This window comes from Vibrio sp. 2132-1 (genome assembly GCF_033344315.1).
This window is the reverse complement of the sequence record NZ_JAWPON010000335.1, coordinates 1-702: the sequence shown is the minus strand read 5'-3', so window position 1 is coordinate 702 and position 702 is coordinate 1. Positions and strand designations below refer to the sequence as shown.

Here is a 702-nt window from a genome sequence, read left to right as displayed (position 1 = left end):
TACTTATCGTCGTTTTTGTGGCTTTACTATTGGCCGCCGCACGCGTAATGCTGCGCCAAACACAGTATCTCAATGAAGCCATCAAATTAATGGCGAGCAAAAACTTGTCGGTACCGTTTGGTATGGACTGTAAAGATGAATACGGAGATGTGGCACGAGAGCTAGAGAAAACGCGTCGCCAACTGCATGACGTGATTCAAATGCAAATCAACGCATCCGACGAGCTAGCGACACTGACGGAAGTGATGACACTGAGCATGTCAGAAACTAAAGAGTCGGCGCAAGAAGAGTTCAACGAGATTGACCAACTGGCGACGGCCATGAGCGAGATGTCATCGACCGTACAAACGGTGGCCGATCATGCTCAAACGGCTTCTTCTTTGACGGAACAAGCTTCTACGCAAGCCGTAACGGGTCAACAGTTCTTGCAAAGCACAGTGGCGAAAATGAGCGAGCTATCTTCAGATATTGCTTCTTCTGCACAAGCCGTAAACCAAGTCGAAGAGCGTGTTGAGTCGATTGGTAGCGTAGTGGGTACGATTCAAGGCATCTCTGAGCAAACCAACTTGCTTGCTTTGAATGCGGCGATTGAAGCGGCGCGTGCTGGTGAAGCAGGGCGTGGTTTTGCTGTGGTGGCGGACGAAGTTCGTAACCTTGCGCAGCGCACGCAACAAGCGACGGTGGAAATTCAAGAAATGATCA

General features: G+C 50.0%; 1 protein-coding gene. It reads left to right on the top strand.

Annotated features, from left to right (window positions below; translation table 11 throughout):
- Positions 1-702: methyl-accepting chemotaxis protein (locus R8N47_RS25255; RefSeq protein ID WP_318186114.1), on the top strand; the 702-nt coding region annotated here is incomplete at both ends.